A 17,112-nucleotide genomic window follows, 5' to 3' on the forward strand; every position below is an offset into this window, starting at 1 on the left:
CGGTTAAACCGTGGAAGGGAATCGGGCAAGGATGGATTGGTTCCCCGGGCCCGCCTAGTGGCCGGCCCAGCCGGCTGTCACGGTCTGAGTCTTGTCCGGGACAGGGGCCGGCATATTGGTCAGGCAACGCCGGGCGGCCTCGATTTCGGCCTCCGTGGCCCCCTTCGACCGCGCCCATGTCTCTGCAGCGGCAGCGGAATATTTGGCCACATAATACCGGACGACGGTGCAGGATGCCCGGCGAAACACGCCGGGTTGCGGCTCGCCGGCCATTGCATCAGGCGCGAACGCGAGCAGCGCCGCGGACAAGGCGAATCCCTTGATCAACATTTAGGCTGTCCCCGTTGTGGAACCCGAAGGCCAAGTCCGCTCGGCGGGATTTCGTTCCCGGGAACTCCATGTTTGACGGAGATTGCAGAGTCCCGTTTCACTCATGGCGCAGGAATCGCGGCCGTCGCCTGTTGCCGGGTCAGCGCATTGATGAAGCCGGCGCGCGCATCGGAATGGCCCTGCCCGCGCGGCTCAAGCACATGGCGGAGCAGGAACAGGCCGGTGAGCCGGAAGCCGTCCTGGAGATCCTGGTCGGTCAGGTCGCTGGCGGTTTCGCCATGGCGCAGGAACGGCGGCAGCCGCAACAGCCGATCCCGCCACGGCTCGCCCGCCCCGCGCGACACCGCCCCGCCGGACTTCGGCGAGACATAGATCAGGTCCGTGGTCTCGCCGGTCACCGCGCAATTCTCCAGCGCCAGTCCGAAGCCGAGCTCGGCGAGCATCGCCAGCTCGAAATGGATCAGGTGCACGGCGGCACCGCCGATGTCGTCGAAATCATCCAGCGAATGCTCGAGCAGCGCAAAGATCTCCTCGTGCGGATCGCGCTCCGGCAGCAGCCGCGCAATCGAGGCGAGATGCGTGACGCCGTAGACCCCATGAGAGGATCCCAGCAGCGTCGCCGCGCGCAGCTTCAATCCCTCGATCGCATAAGTGCCGAGATGCTCGTCGAGCCGCGCCCGCCACACCGCGCTGACGCTGTTCCCCGGCTGCAAAAGCGGCCGCATCCGCGAGCCGGCACCGCCCCGCACCAGACCGAGATGCCGGCCATGCGCGCGCGTGAGCAGCTCCACGATGGCGCTGGATTCGCCATGCCGCCGCACGCCCAAGACGATGCCTTCGTCGGTCCATTCCATGGGATCGAGTGTAGCGGATTTCGCCCGTCAATCGTAGGGCGGATTGGCCGAAGGCGTAATCCGCCAATAGCTCGTGCACATCAAACGGCGGATTACGCTCCGCCAATCCGCCCTACGGCACCGCGCAAGACCTCACGCGTTGAACCAGCCCTGCGCGTCGCCGCTGAAGGAGAAATACAGGCCCATCGTCGTCAGCACGCAGGACACGATCTCGATGGCGCTGTCGAGCTCCAGGCCCTTCTCGCCGATGATCTGGCCGAGCGAGATCACCGACAGCACCAGCGCCGCCGCCAGCACAAAGCGCGGCCAGTTCTTGCGATGATGCGCCGCCAGCTTGACGAAATACACGAGGAGCAGGATCATGCCGCCGGCGAGCAAGGTCTGCGTGGTGATCATCTGCTCGGTCATCTCGGCATTCGGCGTGCGGTCCTGCACCGCCACCGACAGGGCGTCCAGCATCAACGATGCATAGAGCAGCGCCTCGAAGCGCCTGATGTTGCTGGGCACGCTCATCGGATACCGATCGTTTCTTGGTTATTCTCTCGGGAAGTCCAGGCCCATCTCGCGGTAGCGATCGGGATCGTCGCCCCAGTTCTCGCGCACCTTGACGAACAGGAACAGATGCACCGGCACGTCCAGGATCTGCATCAGCTCTTTCCGCGAGTCCGCGCCGATCGACTTGATGGTGGCGCCGCCCTTGCCGAGCACGATCTTGCGCTGGCTTTCGCGCTCCACGAAGATCGTTTGCTCGATCCGCACCGACTTGTCCTTGCGCTCCTCCCACTTGTCGGTCTCGACCGTGGACTGGTAGGGCAGCTCCTGGTGCAGCTTCTGATAGATTTTTTCGCGCGTGATCTCGGCCGCCAGCTGCCGCATCGGCGCGTCCGACATCTGGTCCTCGGGATAGAGATACGGCCCCGGCGGCACCATTTCCGCGAGCGTCTTGCGGATGTCGTCGACGCCGTCGCCCGAGATCGCCGCGATCATGAAGGTCCGCGCGAACTTCATGCGCTCGTTGGCGGCCTGCGCCAGCGCCAGCAGCTTCTCGCGCTGGACCAGGTCGACCTTGTTGATGACCAGAATCTTCTCGTGATTGACGCTGGCCGCCTTGGTGAGGATCGCCTCGGCCTCCTCGTCGATGCCGGTCTTGGCGTCGAGCAGCACGCAGACGAGATCGGCATCATGCGCCCCGCTCCAGGCGGTCGAGACCATGGCGCGGTCGAGCCGGCGCTTCGGCAGGAAGATGCCGGGCGTGTCGACCAGGATGATCTGCGCGTTGTTCTCGATCACGATGCCGCGGATCAGCGCGCGCGTGGTCTGCACCTTGCGCGAGACGATCGTGACCTTGGCGCCGACCAGCGCATTGACCAGCGTGGACTTGCCGACATTGGGCGCGCCGATCAGCGCAACGAAGCCGCAGCGCGTTGCCGTCGGCGTCTCGCCGCTTGCTTCAACCGTCATTGCCGCCGCCAACACCTTCACGCGCGATCATCACTGAAGCTGCCACCTTCTCCGCTGCGCGCTTGCTGCCGCCGATGCCCTCCGCCGGCGCGAGCCCCGGCAGATCCACCGCGACGCGGAATTGCGGATCGTGATGCGGGCCGGTGCGCTCGACCTCGCGGTAAACCGGCGTCGGCAGACCCTTGCCTTGCGCCCATTCCTGCAACACGGTCTTGGGATCGCGCAACGGACGGCGCGGCTTGTGCATGCGCTCGGTCCAGTTGCGTTTGACGAACTCGGACGCCGCCGCGTAGCCGCCGTCGAGGAAGACGGCGCCGATCACGGCCTCGCAGATGTCGCCGAGGATGGATTTGCGCAGGCGGGCGTCGGCGCTGGAGCCGACCGAGCCGAGCTTGATGTCGTCGAGCAGGCCGAGCGACTTGGCGACGTCGGCGCAGCTTTCCTTGCGCACCAGCTCGGCAAGGCGCTTGGAGAGCTCGCCCTCGTCGGCATTCGGGAAGGCATGATAGAGCATGTCGGAGACGACGAGCCCGAGCACGTGGTCGCCGAGGAATTCCAGCCGCTGGTAGCTGTCGCCGCGCTTGCGCCCCGACTTCAGCGCCGAGACATGCGTGATCGCCTGCATCAGCATGTTCGGATCGCTGAAGCTGTGGCCGATGCGGGCCTCGAGCGCCGCGTTCGCATCGGTGCCCTTGGCCTTGCTGCTTCGCGCGCGCTTCTTCTTGGCAGGCGTCTTCGGTGCAGCTTCGCTCTCAGGAGCGGCTTGCGCCTCGGTCGGTTGGATCGGGATGTCCTTGGCTTCGTCTTTCATCGGACGATTTTGAAGAAGCGATTCCAGCGTACTGCCCACGGCCAGCGCCAGAACATCCAGGCATGCTCGCCTTCGGCGATGGAGAAGAAGATCATCTGGGCGCGACCGATCAGATTCTCCTGCGGCACATAGCCGACCTGGCCGAGGAAGCGGCTATCGGTGGAGTTGTCGCGGTTGTCGCCCATCATGAAGAAATGGCCCGACGGCACGGTGTAGACGTTGGTGTTGTCGACGTAGCCGTTGTCGGCGCAGTCGAGCGTCTCATAGGACACGCCGTTCGGCAGCGTTTCCTTCCAGCGCTTCACCCGGGACATGCCGCCGCCTTCCGAGCCGCAGGGCTCCTCGCCGACATATTCGCTCATCCGCTGCCGCTCGACCGGCGTGTCGTTGATGTAGAGCAGCCCGTCCCGCATCTGGATGCGGTCGCCGGGAAGGCCGATCACGCGCTTGATGTAATCGGTGGAATCGTCCTTCGGCAGGCGAAACACGACGATGTCGCCGCGCTGCGGGTCCGAGCCCCAGATCCGCCCGGAGAACAGGTTCGGTGAAAGCGGGATCGAATAGTGGCTATAGCCGTAGGAATATTTCGAGACGAACAGATAGTCGCCGACCAGCAGCGTCGCCTTCATCGAGCCGGACGGGATGTTGAAGGGCTGGAACAGGAAGGTGCGGATCACCAGCGCGATCAGGAGAGCGTGGATCACGACCCGGATCGTTTCGCCGACGCCGCTTTCAGATTTCGTTCCCGAAGTCACGCTCATTGCTCTCTCAATTCCGGCCGGCGATCACAGAGCGCCCTCCTCCCGCGAACGGCCCACCGGTTCGCGGCGCAAGGAGATTGTCCTGATTCTGATAGTGAGGGCCAATTCCGGCGTAAAGCCGAATTCGCCCAGGCTGATTTGCGTCCGCGGACTTTTAGACGGTTGTCGGAGGCCACGCAATCAAGGATCGCACCAAAATTGGGTAAGATATTGATTTGCAAAGAAAATCACAGAAATCCCGGCGTCCCGTCAGGGTTTCGGCAGCGGCACGGCGGAAATGATGACGAAGGCCTGCGCCAGCGGCCAGTCATCGGTGATCGACACGTCGATCCGCGCCTCGAAGCCATCAGGTGTCAGGGCCTGGAGCCGGGCCAGGGCGCCGCCGGTCAGTTGCATGGTCGGCCGTCCGCCCGGCAGGTTGACCACCCCCATATCGCGCCACCACACCCCGCGCCGGATCCCGGTGCCGAGCGCCTTGGAGCAGGCCTCCTTGGCGGCGAAGCGCTTGGCATAGGTCGCCACCACCATCTTCTCGTTCTTGGCGCGGCGCTCCGCCTTGGCCCGCTCCGCCGCGGTGAAGATGCGGTCGAGGAAGCGCTCGCCATGGCGCTCCATCACCTTGGCGACGCGGGTGATGTCGATGAGGTCGGAGCCGATGCCGATGATCACGCCCGGCTCCGTCCGCGGTCCATCGCCGCGCGCATGCTGCGGACGGTCTCGGCAAGACCGACGAACAGGGCCTCGCCGATCATGTAATAGCCGATGTTGAGCTCCATGATCTCAGGCAAGCCTGCGATCGTCTCCGCCGTCGCATAGTCGAGCCCGTGCCCGGCATGGACCTCGAGGCCGGCGGCCTTCGCCAGCTTCACGCCCGCCACGATCCGCTGCCATTCGGTCTCGGCCTTGGCGGTGTGGCCGTCGGTCACGGCGTCGCACCAGGCGCCGGTATGGATCTCGATCACGGGCGCACGCAGCTTCGCCGCCATCTCGATCTGGGCGGGATCGGCGGCGATGAACAGCGAGACGCGGATGCCGGCATCGTTCAGCCGCGCGATATAGGGCGCGAGCGCGTTGTGCTGGCCGACCACGTCCAGCCCGCCTTCGGTGGTCACCTCCTGCCGGCGTTCCGCCACCAGGCAGACCGCGTGCGGCCTGGTGGCGAGCGAGATGCGCATCATGTCGTCGGTCGCCGCCATCTCGAAATTGAGCGGCTTGGAGATCTCGGCCTTCAACCGCGCCATGTCCTCGTCGCGGATGTGCCGGCGATCCTCGCGCAAATGGGCGGTGATGCCGTCGGCGCCGGCCTCGATCGCCAGCAGCGCGGCCCGCACCGGATCGGGATGGCGGCCGCCGCGCGCGTTACGCACGGTTGCGACGTGATCGATATTGACGCCGAGGCGAAGCTTCGATGCGGGCATTTCAGAACTCACGAAATCAGAGAGACCGGCGCATGCGATAGGCGCCTATCCATTAACACGTTCGACTTTGGCGACGACCGCCTTCGCGCGCAGCTGGGCCAGGATCGCGCTCAAATGCTTGAGATCGTAGACTTCGAGATCGATCGTCGTCTCCGTGAAATCAGGCGAGCGGCGCTGCATGCTGATATTGTCGATGTTGCCGTCGTGCTCGGCGATCACGGTCGCGATCTGCGCCAGCGCGCCGGGCTCGTTGACGTTCTCGACCCTGATGCGGGCCGGGAAGCGCTGCGGCGCGGAGTCCTCGATGTCCCAGCGGACGTCGAGCCAACGCTCCGGCTCCTCCTCGAAATCCTTCAGGGCCGGCGCCTGGATCGGGTAGATCGTGATGCCCTCGCCCGGCGTGACGATGCCGACGATGCGATCACCCGGCACGGCGCCGCCGTTCGGCGCGAACTTGATCGGCAGGTCGGAGTTGATGCCGCGGATCGGAATGGCGACCGGGCTGCGCGGGGACTCCGACGACTTCTCCTTGAGCTTAGCGGCAAGCCCCTTCTTGACGCCGTAGCGCGCGATGCGCTCCTCCTTGTAGTCGGGATACATCGCACGTGCGACGTGGGAGGCCTTGATCTCGCCGCGCCCCACGGCCGCCATCACGTCCTCGATCGAGGTCCGCGCCAGCCGCGGCAGCGCGCCCTTGAGCTTGTCGTCGGCATATTCGATCTTGGCGCGCTCGAACAGGCGCTCCACGATGCGGCGGCCGAGACCGGCATATTGATCGCGCACCGCGGTCCGCGTGGCGCGGCGGATCGCGGCACGCGCCTTGCCGGTGACCGCAAGCGTCTCCCAGGCAGAGGGCGGCGCCGATTGCGCTTCCGAAGTCAGCACCTCGACCTCGTCGCCGTTCTGCAGCTCCGAGGACAGCGGCGCGAACTGGCCGTTGATCTTGCAGCCGACCGCGCTGTTGCCGACATCGGTGTGCACGGCATAGGCGAAGTCGATCACGTTGGCATGGCGCGGCAGCGCGATCAGCTTGCCCTTCGGCGTGAAGCAGAACACCTGGTCGTGGAACAGCTCGAGCTTGGTGTGCTCGAGGAATTCCTCGGGATTGGCGCTTTCCGAGAGGATGCCGATGGTGTGGCGCAGCCAGGCGAACGCATTGGACTCGCGCTTGAGGAATTCGGTCGGCGATCCCACGCCCTCCTTGTAGAAGACGTGCGCGGCGATGCCGCGCTCGGCGATCTGGTCCATCGCCTCGGTCCGGATCTGCAGCTCGACGCGCTGGTTGCCGGGGCCGATCACCGTGGTGTGGATCGAGCGGTAGTCGTTCTGCTTCGGCGTCGAGATGTAGTCCTTGAAGCGACCCGGCACGACCGGCCAGGTGGTGTGGACGATGCCCAGCGCGCGATAGCAGGCCTCGATGTCGTTGACGACGAGGCGAAAGCCGAAGATGTCGGACAATTGCTCGAAGCCGACCGATTTGCGCTCCATCTTGGTCCAGATCGAGAATGGCTTCTTGCGGCGGCCGTAGACCCGCGCCCCCAGGCCCCTGTGGCGCAGATTGTTGGAGAGCTGGTCCTCGATCTCGCCGATCAGATTGCGGTTGCGTTCGGCGAGCGCGTCGAGGCGCTGCATCACCACCGAATAGGCTTCCGGATCGAGGGTGCGGAAGGACAGATCCTCCAGCTCCTCGCGCATTTCCTGCATGCCCATGCGCCCGGCCAGCGGCGCGTAGATGTCGAGCGTCTCCTCGGCGATGCGCCGGCGCGATTCCGTCGGCACGAAGTCCAGCGTGCGCATGTTGTGCAGGCGGTCGGCAAGCTTGACCAGGAGCACGCGGACATCATCGGCAATGGCCAGCAACAATTTGCGCAGATTCTCGGCCTGCTTGGCCTCCCGCGAGACCAGCTCCAGCCGCTTCAGCTTGGTCAGGCCCTCGACCAGCGCACCGATCTCCGGCCCGAAGATCTGGTCGATCTCAGCCCGCGTCGCCTCGGTGTCCTCGATCGTGTCGTGCAGCAGCGCGGCCACGATGGTGGCGTCGTCGAGCTTCAGGTCGGTGAGAATCGCCGCCACTTCGAGCGGGTGCGAGAAATACGGATCGCCTGAGGCACGGGTTTGCGAACCATGCGCCTTCATCGCGTAGACATAGGCGCGGTTGAGCAGGTCTTCGTTGGTGTTGGGATTGTAGGACCTGACGCGCTCGACGAGGTCATATTGACGCATCATGCGCGCGCGGGGCTTGGCCGGGCGGGCGACCGGCGCAGTCGGGGCCACGGCAACCGATTCGGTTGCGGCCTGCATCTGCGTGGATCTGCGGCGCCGATATACCATGCCGTCCTGCCTTCAAACGAGCCTGGGCCGGCCCGTTGCATACATCTTAGCTCCGATCGCGCGTGTGTCCGATCAATTCGGTGACAGGACGCATCGCCAACCACAACGCTATGGTAACCACAAAAACGTCAACAAAAGCAAAGGCCCGAACAATGGTTCGGGCCTTTGATAAAATCACAGGACATCGAGGATCGCGACGGACGATTTACTCGTCTTCCTCGGGCTGCTCCTCGGGCGGCGCAAGGCCTTCGAGACCCTTCAGGAGCTCCTCTTCGGTCATGCGCTCGACGGCGACTTCGGTATCGTCGGCATCGACGCTCGCACCCGCGGAACCGATCAGCGGCACCGTATCCGGCTCGGGCTCGTCGACCTCGACGAACTTCTGGAGCGAGTGCACCAGCTCCTCGCGGAGGTCTTCCGGCGAAATGGTCGTGTCGGCAATTTCGCGCAAAGACACAACAGGGTTCTTGTCGTTATCGCGGTCAACCGTTAGTTGTGAACCGGACGAAATCATGCGGGCACGGTGGGCGGCCAGCAGGACCAGGTCAAACCGGTTGTCGACCTTGTCGATACAATCTTCTACGGTGACGCGAGCCATGGACTGTCGCTCCGTTGTGGGTGGGACGAAATATGTGGATGATTGGGGCTAGTTATAGGGGCCGGGCCGGTTTCGCAAGGCCAATTTGTGATTTGGCCTCGCCAAACGGCTCTGCTACCCCCACATTGGGGCTGAGGTGGGTGGTTTCCCGGGCTGCCATCGAGGGCGGCGCCGGGTGTATGCAAGTCCGCCATAACTATACCTTGATTGCCCCGACTTCTCCGGATTTGCGGTTTCGACGGGTCTGAGCGGCACTCTAGAAATGCGCGGCCTGCTGTCGCCGCGCCAACAATAAAACGATCAATCACGAACACTACGCGAGCAACTGAATGTCACCTTCTCCTACCAACAAGATCGCGCTCTTCATCGATGGGGCCAATCTCTACGCGACAGCCAAGACTCTCGGCTTCGACATCGATTACAAGCGCCTTCTGAAGGAGTTTCAGGGCCGCGGGACGCTGCTCCGGGCGTTCTACTACACCGCCATCATCGAGGATCAGGAATACTCCTCGATCCGCCCGTTGATCGACTGGCTGGACTACAACGGCTACACCGTCGTCACCAAGGCGACGAAGGAATTCATCGACGCCTCCGGCCGCCGCAAGGTCAAGGGCAACATGGATATCGAGCTCGCCGTGGACGCCATGGAGCTCGCCGAGCACATCGACCAGATGGTGCTGTTCTCCGGCGACGGCGACTTCCGCTCCCTGGTCGAGGCCGTGCAGCGCCGCGGCGTACGGGTCACGGTGATCTCCACCATCGCCAGCCAGCCGCCGATGATCGCCGACGAGCTGCGCCGCCAGGCCGACGTCTTCACCGACCTCGTCGAGCTGCAGTCCAAGCTCGGCCGTGATCCGTCCGAACGCCCCGCCCCGCGCGACCGCGGTGAGCGCGAGGCCCGCCACCACGCCCCGCAATTCCTCCAGCGCGCAACCACGATGGCGCCGAGGGGCGATGACGACTTCGAGGAGTGAGGCGGCCCGGCCAGGCCGCCAGCCTCCCACCGTCGTTCCCGACCGTGATTGTCCGCTCTGTCCGCGCCTGGTGGCCTTTCGCGAGGCCAACCGCGCTCGCGAGCCCTTGTGGCACAATGCGCCGGTTGCGCCCTTCGGCGACATCAAGGCGCGCCTTTTGATCGTCGGCCTCGCGCCGGGGATGCAGGGCGCCAACCGCACGGGACGGCCGTTCACCGGCGATTATGCCGGCGACCTGCTCTACGCCACGCTGCTCGAATACGGGTTCGCCGAAGGGACCTATCAGGCGCGTCCCGATGACGGCCTGAAGCTGGTCGACTGCCGGATCGCCAACGCCGTGCATTGCTTGCCGCCGCAGAACAAGCCGCTGCCGGTCGAGATCAACACCTGCCGGCAATTTCTGGTCGCCAACCTCGAGGCAATGCCGAAGCTGCGCGCGATCATCGCGCTCGGGCGAATTGCGCACGACAGCGTGCTCAAGCCGCTGAAACTGAAGGCCTCCCAAGCCCCCTTCGGCCATGGCGCCGTGCATCAGGCCGGCGCCTTCAAGCTCTACGACAGCTATCACTGCTCGCGCTACAACACGAACACCGGCGTGCTGACGCCGGACATGTTCCGGTCGGTGTTCGCGAAGGTGAAGGCGGACCTCGACTAGCGCCTTGATTCAGGCCTCGGCCGGGTTGGCCTTCAGCCAGTCCAGCACATCGCCGGCATTCCGGTCGGGCGGAAACACGGGATAGAAGACGTGCGTGATTCTGGCGTCGTCGATAACGAGCGCGAGGCGCTTGATCAGCGTCAGGCCCGCGACCTCCATGGTCGGCAGCTTCAGCGCGTGCGTGAGCGCCAGCTTCTCGTCGGACAGCACAGGAAACGGCAGATGCAGCCGTGAGGCCATCTCGGTCTGGTATTCGTTGCTCTGGGTGGAGAGGCCGAACACGTGGGCGGCACCGGCGGCCTTCAACTCGGCGTACAGATCGCGAAACGCACAGGTCTGCGGCGTGCAACCGCGCGCACCGGGGATCATGTCCCAATCGTCCACCAGCGCGATCTTGCCGGGCTCGCCGGTACGCGGATAGGCAAACACCACGGTCCGGCCGCGCAGTGCCGACAGGGTGACCGAGGTGTCGTTGGTCGCGAGCAGGCTGATTGGAGGCAACACCAAGCCTGTGAGATGCGCGGTCGCGCCGTCATCGACGGGTGGGGGAATCTGGCTCCAATCGACCTCGAGCAGGTTCCGCTGAGTCATCTCGTCAACCCCTCGCCCGCATCAGGCGCCCCTTCTCCCGGCTCCAGTCGCGCTTCTTCTCGGTCTCGCGCTTGTCGTGCAGCTTCTTGCCCTTTGCAACCGCCAGCTGCAATTTGGCGCGACCACGCTCGTTGAAATAGAGCTTGAGCGGGATCAGCGTCATGCCCTCGCGGTCGACGGCGCCCATCAGCTTGTTGATCTGCCGGCGATGCAGCAGCAGTTTTCGCGGCCGCTTCGGCTCGTGATTGAAGCGGTTTCCTTGCAGATATTCCGGAATGGTGGCGTTGATCAGCCAGATCTCGCCGTCCTTGGAATCGGCGTAGGATTCCGCGATCGTGCTCTTGCCGTTGCGGATGGACTTGACCTCGGTGCCGGTCAGCGCAATCCCCGCCTCGACCGTATCCTCGATCGCATAGTTGAAGCGGGCCTTGCGATTCTCCGCCATGACCTTGATTGGACGTTCGTTTTTATCGGCCATGAGAGAACAAACCCGGTCGAGATGCGCAGCAAAGCTAACAGTTCGGATGAAGCGCGCGCGTCACTTCTTGAGGAGGTCGCGAATCTCGGTCAGCAGCTCGACCTCGGCCGACGGCTTCGCCGGCGCGGCGGGTGCCGCCTCCTCCTTGCGCTTCAGCGTGTTCATGGCGCGGATCACCAGGAACAACACGAAAGCGACGATGATGAAGTTGATCGTGAGCGTCAGGAAGCTGCCGTAAGCAAGGACGGCGCCTTGCTTTTTCGCATCCGCTAAGTTGGTGGCGGTGACCGTCTTCGACAAGGGGACGAAGTAGTTCGAGAAGTCGAGGCCGCCGGTCGCGGCGCCGATGATCGGCATGATGATGTCGCCGACCAGCGACGTGACGATGGCGCCGAAGGCCGCACCGATGATGACGCCGACCGCGAGATCGACGACGTTGCCCTTCATGGCGAATTCGCGGAACTCCGTGAGCATCCGCCTGCCCTTTTCGTCAACGCTCATGGACGGGCTCCCCGATATGCTGGCGCGTCAGTTGATCAGGCCAGCGTGCACCATGGCGCTGCGCACCGCAACGCGGGTCGGCTCGGTTACCGGCACCATCGGCAACCGCAGCGTCTCGTCCAACTTGCCGAGCAGCGACATCGCGTACTTGATCGGCGCCGGGTTGCTCTCGATGAAGAGGTTGTTGTGCAGCGGCATCAGCTTGTCGTGCAGCTTCAGCGCGGTGGCGTGGTCGCCCTTCGCCCAGGCGGCCTGGAACTCCGAGCACAGGCGCGGCGCGACGTTCGAGGTCACCGAGATGCAGCCGTGGCCGCCATGGGCCATGTAACCGAGGATGGTCGCATCCTCGCCCGAGAGCTGGTTGAAGTCCTCGCCCATCGCCGCGCGCTGCTGCGACACCCGAACCATGCTGGCGGTGGCGTCCTTGACGCCGGCGATGTTCTTCAGCTCCCACAGCCGCTTCATGGTGTCGACCGACATGTCGATCACCGAGCGCGGCGGGATGTTGTAGATGATGATCGGAATCCCGATCGCGTCGTTGATCGCCTTGAAGTGCTGGTACATGCCTTCCTGGGTCGGCTTGTTGTAGTAGGGCGTCACCACCAGCACGGCGTCCGCGCCCGCCTTCTCGGCGTGCTGGGAGAGCTCGATCGCCTCCTTGGTCGAGTTGGAGCCCGCCCCCGCGATCACGGGCACGCGGCCCTTGGCTTCAGCGATGCACCATTCGACGACCTTCTTGTGCTCGTCATGGCTGAGCGTCGGGCTCTCGCCGGTGGTGCCGACCGGGACCAGGCCGTTGGTGCCTTCGGAAATCTGCCAGTTGACCAGCGAGCGGAACGCCGCCTCGTCCAGCGACCCGTTCTTGAACGGCGTGACCAAGGCGGTGAACGATCCCCGGAATTTCGTCTTGGCTGCCATGGACTTCCTCCGTACGCGGCTATCTCTCGAGCAAGCGCCATTCATATCGGGTCTATCCCGCCGGTAAAAGGCCCGCTTCCGTGTGACGCACCGTTTAGGCCGCGATTTTGCCGCGGTGGTGGTGCAAATCGGCCCGAGGTAAGCGGCTGTTGGTATTTTGTCCGCATATTCAATCAAATACAGCTAGATCTTGAGCCACTTGACTGATTCGGGGCGATAATACCCGTGACCTCATTCCCTCGTGCCGCTTGGCGGTCCACCGGCCTGGTCGTGTCCCTGATGGCAGGGCTGTCTGTCGGCTGCGCTGCCCTTGCCAAGTCTAATGACAAGTCCAATGAGACGCCTGCGGAGGCCGCCAAGCCTGCGGCCACGGATGCCGCGAAGGGTTCGTCCAAGGGAACCAGCAAAGGCCCCGGCAAGGACATAGCGAAGGATACCGCCAAGGGTGCGAGCAAGGGGGCGGCCGCCCCCCCGGCCAAGGACGTTGCGAAGAAACCGGCCAAGGATGCCGGCAAGGGCGCTGGCAAGGATACCGGCAAGAGCGCCGGAAAAGACGCCGCGAAAGACAAGCCCAAACCTGCCGCCGCGGCACCTGCGCCGAAATCACACCCGGCCGCCACCGCTGCGCATCCGAAAGCGGCCCCCGCGCCGGCCGTGACGGCCACGGTCAGACCGTCCGCCCCTGCTCCGAAACCCGCCGCAGCTCCCGTGCTGGCTCCTGCGACGCGCCAGCACGCCGCGCCGCGCAAGCCGGTCGTCCCGGCCGCGGTCGCAGCGACGTCGTCGACGTCGCAGGGCGACAAGGAGACGCTGGAGAGCGTCATCGAGCTGGTGCGCAAGCGCAAGGCGGGTGACGCCACGAATGCCGCGGCGTCGATCTCGGATCCCGTCGCGCGAAAACTCGCGGAATGGATCATCCTGCGCAGCGAGGACAACGGCGCGACCGTGGAGCGCTACCGCGCCTTCCTCTCCGCCAATCCGAGCTGGCCGTCACAGACCTTCCTGCGCCGGCGCCTTGAAGCGGCGATGTGGGACGACAGGCGCGACGATTCCGTGGCGTGGTCGTGGTTCGAGACCGAGTCTCCGATCTCCGCCAAGGGCCGCTTCACGCTCGCCAAGGCGATGCTGGCGCGCGGCGACCGCGCCAACGCCGAGCGGCTGGTGCGCGAGGCCTGGCGCAGCGATCCGATGTCAGAGGACACCGAGAACAACGCGCTCGACCAGTTCGGAGCCCTGCTGACGCCGGGCGACCAGAAGGCGCGGATGGACACCCTGCTCTACGGCAGCGAGAACGAGGCCGCGATGCGCGCTGCAAAGCGCCTCGGCGCCGGCTATGTCGCGCTCGCCAAGGCCCGCATCGCCGCCGTCAAGAAAGCGCCCAACGCGCGCGCGCTGCTCGACGCGGTGCCGCGCGAGCTGCACAGCGATCCCGGTTTCATCTTCAGCAAGATCCAGCTCTTGCGCCGCGAGGAGAAGTTTGCGGAAGCGGCCCAGCTCATGCTGTCCGCGCCGAAGGATCCGGGCCGGCTCCACAATCTCGACGAATGGTGGATCGAGCGGCGCCTCCTGGCGCGCAAGATGATCGACACCGAGGAATTCCGCAGCGCCTATCTGATCGCGCGCGATGCCGCGCTGCCTTCGCGCGACATCTACAAGACCGAGCAGGAGTTCACTGCCGGGTGGATCGCGCTGCGCTTCCTCAACGACCCCGCGGCGGCCACCCAGCATTTCGCCCGCATCGGCGTCGGCAGCGTCAATCCGACCGCGCTGGCACGTGCCGGCTATTGGCAGGGCCGCGCCGCGGAGGCGGCCGGACGCCAGCAGGAGGCTCGCAACGCCTATGCGCGCGCCGCCGAACAATCGACCAGCTATTACGGCCAGCTCGCCCGGGCCAAGCTCGGTCTGCCGCAGATCGAGCTCAACAGCCAGCCGCGCGGGCGCGGCGCCGAACGTCTGGAGATCGTGCGCGCTGCGCACCTGCTCTACGAGCTCGACGAGCGCGAACTCGCGGTGCCCCTGCTCGCCGACATGGGCGAGAACGGCGATCCCGAGGCGCTTGCCGGCCTCGGCGAGCTCGCCCAGCGCTACAACGACGCACGCGGCATGCTGCTGGTCGGCAAGGCCGCGCTCAATCGCGGCCTGCCGTTCGACTTCTACGCCTACCCCGTCAACGGCATTCCGCAATTCACGCCGATCGGCCCCGAGGTCGAGCGCAGCATTGTCTATGCGATCGCGCGGCAGGAAAGCGCGTTCAACCCTCGCGTGGTCTCGCCGGCGCAGGCCTACGGGCTGATGCAGGTGACGCCGGACGCCGCGCGCTATGTCTGCAAGCGGCACGGTGCGACCTACGACCTCGGCCGGCTGAAGAACGATTCGGTCTATAACGCCACGCTCGGCTCGGCCGAGCTCGGCGGACTGCTCGAGGATTACCGCGGCTCCTACATCATGACCTTTGCCGCCTACAATGCCGGCCGCGGCAGCGTGAAGAAATGGATCGACCGCTACGGCGATCCTCGCGACCCCAAGGTGGACGCGGTGGATTGGGTCGAGCTGATTCCGTTCTCCGAGACGCGCAACTACGTGCAGCGGATCATGGAGAACCTTCAGGTCTACCGCGCCCGTTTCGGCGGCGGCACGCGCTTGCAGATCGAAGCCGATTTGCGCCGCGGCGCCGGCAGCGTCGAGTAGCGAGCCGCACTCTTCGATTTGCTGCCGCGAGCTTGGGTACGCTCGCTGCCCTGGCAGAACCTCAGCCGCCGAACCATACCCAGCGATCGAAGGCGCTCCTTGATGCGGGCCTTGCTCGACGCGCTCCTTGAGCGCTGCGCCAGCCGCCGTCAGAGCGGCAAGCTCGCCATAGCCCCGCCTGCGCCAAGATGAAGACGCGGCCGCTGCAAAGGCCAGATCAGGCCGGTGCGGTTTGCAATGCCCCCCGTTCCCTCATCGGCTCAGCGCTCCCCTCTTTCGGCGGCGAGGCGTTGGCACGGTCCGGCTGGCCAACGGCCGTTCTCCCTTGCGCGCCTCGGTCGGGAGCACGCGTGGAGATCCCCTCTCCCGCAACGACTTCCGTCAGATCGCAACGACGCCCGATCAACGGAGAACGACACACCAACCTGGCCAATTGCGCGAAGCGCGAGAGCAAGCGCCGCGGCAAAAGAAAAAGCCCCGGCGGTTTCCCGCCGGGGCTTCTGTCAGGTCGTTAGACCGAACTTACCAGTTGCGCTGAGCGCGGAGGAGCAGGGTGATGGTGTCCTGATCCTTGAGCTCGTACACAGCGGCCGGCTTGGCCGTCGTGCCGGAACCAACGTAACCAACCGTGCCCGAGTACTTCTGGTCGAGGTGGGTCCAGTTCAGGTCAGCCGAGAACGTGAGGTTCTTGACCGGGGTCCAGCGGGTGATCACACCGACCTGCGCCACAGCGAAGTCAGGGTTACAACCGGTGACACCGGCGAGCGCACCGAACACGCCGCCTGCACCGCCAGCGCCGCAAAGCGTGGTCTTGGCGAGCGAGCCGAACTGCGCCTGAGCGTAGGCACCGTACAGCGCGGTGTTCCAGTAGGGATCCCAGTTGTGGGTGTAGGCACCACGGAAGCCCCAGGTCTTCACAGTCTCCTGCGAGGAGCCGGTGACGAACACGGTGTCCGGAGCGATGGCGAAGCCGACGCTCTGGTAGGCAACGCCCGAGTTGCCGAACATCGAGTAGCTGCCGCCCGCCAGGTTCTGGAAGTTGTAGCGGGACGCGCCGTCGGTGTAGACGCCCGAAATGTTGATCACGTCACCCGCACCAGTCGGGATGTTCTTGATCGACAGAGCGAGCTGAACAGCCCAACCCCACTTGTCGTCGGGGTGGCCAGTCGGCTCGGTGGCGCCGTAGTAGGCAACGTGGTTGTCGTGAGCAGCGACCGACGCCTGGAACAGACCCCAGGCCTGGTCGACGCGGACCATACCGACGAGGTTCGGCGAACGCGAGCCGCCGATGGCGTTGGAGCCATAGGAGCCGCCGATCATGCCAGCAGCCGAAGCGCCGGTCATGTTCAGGTTGCCGGCCTGATAGTAGGCCGTCGCGTCTTCAGCCGAGAACGACGCCGTCACGCCCTGACCGAAGTCAGCGGTGTAGGTGAACTGGTTGACACCAGTGACCGTGCCGGAACCGCCGACGAGGCTGTCGAAGTTGTTGCCGGGATAGTTGGTCCAGGGCGCGTCGAACTGCGACACGGCCTTACCCATGGTGAAGCCAGCGAACTGGATGAAGGCGTAGTACACGCCGAGCGAACCGCCCGAGGTGTTGCCGTCAGTGCCGTTGACCGACGAACCAACGAGCGCCGGGGTGGCGCCGGAGGTGTTGAGCGCCAGCGTGCCGCTGTAGGCGGTGGCACCGGTCGCGCTGCCCGTGCCGGCGTAGTTGCCGGTGGTCCAGGAGAACACGCCGTC

18 protein-coding genes are annotated in these 17,112 nt (G+C 65.1%); 3 read left to right on the top strand and 15 right to left on the bottom strand.

Annotation, left to right across the window (positions count from 1 at the left end; translation table 11 throughout):
• Nucleotides 1-54 precede the first annotated feature (54 nt).
• The 10 genes from RPS27_RS31735 to rpoZ form a co-directional block, all read right to left on the bottom strand.
• Nucleotides 55-330: a hypothetical protein gene (locus RPS27_RS31735; protein ID WP_194407725.1), complete on the bottom strand. Its 276-nt coding sequence runs from the start codon at nt 328-330 to the stop codon at nt 55-57.
• A gap of 101 nt (nt 331-431) precedes the next feature.
• Entirely contained in the window at nt 432-1,184 is a 753-nt protein-coding gene (gene recO / locus RPS27_RS31740) for a DNA repair protein RecO (protein WP_212068299.1), read from the bottom strand.
• A gap of 132 nt (nt 1,185-1,316) precedes the next feature.
• Complete coding sequence (locus RPS27_RS31745; protein ID WP_212068300.1) at nt 1,317-1,697, bottom strand: hypothetical protein; 381 nt, start codon at nt 1,695-1,697, stop codon at nt 1,317-1,319.
• A gap of 21 nt (nt 1,698-1,718) precedes the next feature.
• Nucleotides 1,719-2,645, bottom strand: coding sequence for a GTPase Era (gene era, locus RPS27_RS31750; RefSeq protein WP_194407722.1), 927 nt, complete (start codon nt 2,643-2,645; stop codon nt 1,719-1,721).
• Complete coding sequence (gene rnc / locus RPS27_RS31755; RefSeq protein WP_194407721.1) at nt 2,635-3,456, bottom strand: ribonuclease III; 822 nt, start codon at nt 3,454-3,456, stop codon at nt 2,635-2,637. Before rnc ends, era begins: the two co-directional genes overlap by 11 nt.
• Nucleotides 3,453-4,217, bottom strand: a complete 765-nt coding sequence (lepB, locus tag RPS27_RS31760) for a signal peptidase I (RefSeq protein WP_212068301.1) — start codon at nt 4,215-4,217, stop codon at nt 3,453-3,455. Before lepB ends, rnc begins: the two co-directional genes overlap by 4 nt.
• Before the next feature lie 249 nt (nt 4,218-4,466).
• Complete coding sequence (gene acpS / locus RPS27_RS31765; RefSeq protein ID WP_211416713.1) at nt 4,467-4,886, bottom strand: holo-ACP synthase; 420 nt, start codon at nt 4,884-4,886, stop codon at nt 4,467-4,469.
• A complete protein-coding gene (locus RPS27_RS31770; RefSeq protein ID WP_313754928.1) occupies nt 4,883-5,635 on the bottom strand; it encodes a pyridoxine 5'-phosphate synthase in 753 nt (250 codons plus the stop codon). The genes acpS and RPS27_RS31770 overlap by 4 nt, the downstream gene beginning before the upstream one ends.
• Before the next feature lie 45 nt (nt 5,636-5,680).
• A complete protein-coding gene (locus tag RPS27_RS31775) occupies nt 5,681-7,966 on the bottom strand; it encodes a RelA/SpoT family protein (protein WP_211416711.1) in 2,286 nt (761 codons plus the stop codon).
• A 205-nt stretch (nt 7,967-8,171) separates the two neighbouring features.
• Nucleotides 8,172-8,564: a DNA-directed RNA polymerase subunit omega gene (gene rpoZ, locus RPS27_RS31780; RefSeq protein ID WP_008133017.1), complete on the bottom strand. Its 393-nt coding sequence runs from the start codon at nt 8,562-8,564 to the stop codon at nt 8,172-8,174.
• A gap of 329 nt (nt 8,565-8,893) precedes the next feature.
• Here rpoZ and RPS27_RS31785 point away from each other — a divergent pair, with 329 nt between their 5' ends.
• The gene (locus tag RPS27_RS31785) at nt 8,894-9,538 is read left to right on the top strand and encodes an NYN domain-containing protein (RefSeq protein ID WP_028135957.1); all 645 of its coding nucleotides are present in this window, start codon (nt 8,894-8,896) and stop codon (nt 9,536-9,538) included.
• Nucleotides 9,519-10,193: a uracil-DNA glycosylase gene (locus RPS27_RS31790; RefSeq protein ID WP_212068302.1), complete on the top strand. Its 675-nt coding sequence runs from the start codon at nt 9,519-9,521 to the stop codon at nt 10,191-10,193. Before RPS27_RS31785 ends, RPS27_RS31790 begins: the two co-directional genes overlap by 20 nt.
• A gap of 9 nt (nt 10,194-10,202) precedes the next feature.
• Here the strand turns inward: RPS27_RS31790 and RPS27_RS31795 are convergent, their stop codons facing one another.
• Genes RPS27_RS31795 through dapA form a run of 4 tightly spaced genes read right to left on the bottom strand, consistent with a single transcriptional unit; the run spans nt 10,203 to nt 12,681 of the window.
• Nucleotides 10,203-10,784, bottom strand: coding sequence for a peroxiredoxin (locus tag RPS27_RS31795; RefSeq protein ID WP_211416709.1), 582 nt, complete (start codon nt 10,782-10,784; stop codon nt 10,203-10,205).
• A gap of 4 nt (nt 10,785-10,788) precedes the next feature.
• On the bottom strand, nt 10,789-11,262 hold the full coding sequence (gene smpB / locus RPS27_RS31800; protein ID WP_148773839.1) for an SsrA-binding protein SmpB: 474 nt from the start codon (nt 11,260-11,262) through the stop codon (nt 10,789-10,791).
• A gap of 60 nt (nt 11,263-11,322) precedes the next feature.
• Nucleotides 11,323-11,736 carry a large conductance mechanosensitive channel protein MscL gene (mscL, locus tag RPS27_RS31805; RefSeq protein WP_194408270.1) on the bottom strand — a complete coding sequence of 138 codons (414 nt, stop codon included), beginning with the start codon at nt 11,734-11,736 and terminating at the stop codon, nt 11,323-11,325.
• 54 nt (nt 11,737-11,790) lie between these two features.
• Nucleotides 11,791-12,681 (bottom strand): 4-hydroxy-tetrahydrodipicolinate synthase, encoded by an 891-nt coding sequence (dapA, locus tag RPS27_RS31810; protein WP_211416708.1) that lies wholly within the window; start codon nt 12,679-12,681, stop codon nt 11,791-11,793.
• Nucleotides 12,682-12,960: 279 nt separating this feature from the next.
• Here dapA and RPS27_RS31815 point away from each other — a divergent pair, with 279 nt between their 5' ends.
• Entirely contained in the window at nt 12,961-15,369 is a 2,409-nt protein-coding gene (locus tag RPS27_RS31815) for a lytic transglycosylase domain-containing protein (protein WP_212068303.1), read from the top strand.
• A 522-nt stretch (nt 15,370-15,891) separates the two neighbouring features.
• On the opposite strand, the gene RPS27_RS31820 is transcribed toward RPS27_RS31815, so the two are convergent.
• Nucleotides 15,892-17,112: porin (locus tag RPS27_RS31820; RefSeq protein ID WP_313754929.1), on the bottom strand; the 1,221-nt coding region annotated here is incomplete at its 5' end.

This window comes from Bradyrhizobium sp. WYCCWR 12699 (assembly GCF_032144035.1).
GTDB lineage: Bacteria > Pseudomonadota > Alphaproteobacteria > Rhizobiales > Xanthobacteraceae > Bradyrhizobium.

Coding starts and splice junctions, on each gene's coding strand:
- RPS27_RS31735 (WP_194407725.1), bottom strand. CDS start 330: ATGTTGATCAAGGGATTCGCCTTGTCCGCGGCGCTGCTCGCGTTCGCG.
- recO (WP_212068299.1), bottom strand. CDS start 1,184: ATGGAATGGACCGACGAAGGCATCGTCTTGGGCGTGCGGCGGCATGGC.
- RPS27_RS31745 (WP_212068300.1), bottom strand. CDS start 1,697: ATGAGCGTGCCCAGCAACATCAGGCGCTTCGAGGCGCTGCTCTATGCA.
- era (WP_194407722.1), bottom strand. CDS start 2,645: ATGACGGTTGAAGCAAGCGGCGAGACGCCGACGGCAACGCGCTGCGGC.
- rnc (WP_194407721.1), bottom strand. CDS start 3,456: ATGAAAGACGAAGCCAAGGACATCCCGATCCAACCGACCGAGGCGCAA.
- lepB (WP_212068301.1), bottom strand. CDS start 4,217: ATGAGCGTGACTTCGGGAACGAAATCTGAAAGCGGCGTCGGCGAAACG.
- RPS27_RS31770 (WP_313754928.1), bottom strand. CDS start 5,635: ATGCCCGCATCGAAGCTTCGCCTCGGCGTCAATATCGATCACGTCGCA.
- RPS27_RS31775 (WP_211416711.1), bottom strand. CDS start 7,966: ATGGTATATCGGCGCCGCAGATCCACGCAGATGCAGGCCGCAACCGAA.
- rpoZ (WP_008133017.1), bottom strand. CDS start 8,564: ATGGCTCGCGTCACCGTAGAAGATTGTATCGACAAGGTCGACAACCGG.
- RPS27_RS31785 (WP_028135957.1), top strand. CDS start 8,894: ATGTCACCTTCTCCTACCAACAAGATCGCGCTCTTCATCGATGGGGCC.
- RPS27_RS31790 (WP_212068302.1), top strand. CDS start 9,519: ATGACGACTTCGAGGAGTGAGGCGGCCCGGCCAGGCCGCCAGCCTCCC.
- RPS27_RS31795 (WP_211416709.1), bottom strand. CDS start 10,784: ATGACTCAGCGGAACCTGCTCGAGGTCGATTGGAGCCAGATTCCCCCA.
- smpB (WP_148773839.1), bottom strand. CDS start 11,262: ATGGCCGATAAAAACGAACGTCCAATCAAGGTCATGGCGGAGAATCGC.
- mscL (WP_194408270.1), bottom strand. CDS start 11,736: ATGCTCACGGAGTTCCGCGAATTCGCCATGAAGGGCAACGTCGTCGAT.
- dapA (WP_211416708.1), bottom strand. CDS start 12,681: ATGGCAGCCAAGACGAAATTCCGGGGATCGTTCACCGCCTTGGTCACG.
- RPS27_RS31815 (WP_212068303.1), top strand. CDS start 12,961: ATGGCAGGGCTGTCTGTCGGCTGCGCTGCCCTTGCCAAGTCTAATGAC.